Below are 504 nucleotides of genomic sequence, written 5' to 3'. Positions count from 1 at the left end.
ACCTGCGCCTGCCGGACAACAACCGCCTCACCTTCAACCACGACAAGGGCGGCCACCTCGCTACCGTCGAACTCAACGGCGAAGTGCTCACCTCACACCTATTCAAGAGCGGCCGCGAACACCAACGTCAACAAGGTCAACTGTTCAGCCACTATCACTACGACGACCAGAACCGCCTGCACGCCCATGCCGTTACGCAGCAGCAAAACTACCTCTACCAACGCCAATACGACTACGACAAAAGCGGCACCCTCAACCGTCTGCTCGACACCCGCAAAGGCGAACACCTTTACCGCTACGACCCACTGAATCGTCTGACCCGCGCCGATCATTCCCAGGACGTGCAGGAACGCTTCGCCCACGACCCGGCGGGCAATCTGCTGATGCAAGACCGCCCCGGCCCGGACATCGTCGCCGGCAACCGCCTGATGATCCAGGGCGACCGCCATTACGACTACGACGCCTTCGGCAACCTCATCCGCGAACGGCGCGGCAAGGGCCAGC

1 protein-coding gene is annotated in these 504 nt (G+C 61.9%); it reads left to right on the top strand.

What is annotated here, in order from left to right; all coding sequences use genetic code 11:
• On the top strand, window positions 1-504 hold a 504-nt coding region (locus tag JFT63_RS29390), incomplete at both ends, for an RHS repeat domain-containing protein (RefSeq protein WP_442963725.1).

Origin of the sequence: Pseudomonas sp. MF7453, from assembly GCF_016405455.1 — a bacterium.
GTDB classification, from domain to species: Bacteria; Pseudomonadota; Gammaproteobacteria; order Pseudomonadales; family Pseudomonadaceae; genus Aquipseudomonas; species Aquipseudomonas paralactis.
The sequence above is the reverse complement of the archived record's forward strand: the minus strand, read 5'-3'. Positions and strand labels throughout refer to the sequence as shown.